Origin of the sequence: Streptococcus mitis, from assembly GCF_946188375.1 — a bacterium.
Lineage (GTDB): Bacteria > Bacillota > Bacilli > Lactobacillales > Streptococcaceae > Streptococcus > Streptococcus mitis_CX.
In genome coordinates this window covers 1-203 of record NZ_CAMHUS010000278.1, presented here as the reverse complement: position 1 = coordinate 203, position 203 = coordinate 1, and the positions used below count along the sequence as shown (strand labels likewise).

Sequence of the window (203 nt, the reverse complement as noted above, 5' to 3'; positions counted from 1 at the left end):
ACTTTGCCGTTCAAGACGTCTTTACCGTCGCGTCCATCACGTCCGTCACGACCTGCTGCGCCATCACGTCCATCGCGACCTGGTAAACCTTGTGCTCCGTCTTGACCACGTTCACCTTGAAGACCTTGTTCACCTTTGTCCCCTTTAGGGCCTTTGATGTTGCCTTCTTTATCCCAGTTGCCGTTATTCTTAACGAAGACGTC

Annotated in this window: 1 pseudogene; it reads right to left on the bottom strand. The window is 52.2% G+C overall.

From position 1 onward, the window contains the following. Window positions 1-203, bottom strand: a pseudogene (locus tag N8M16_RS10215) (hypothetical protein); the annotation flags it as partial.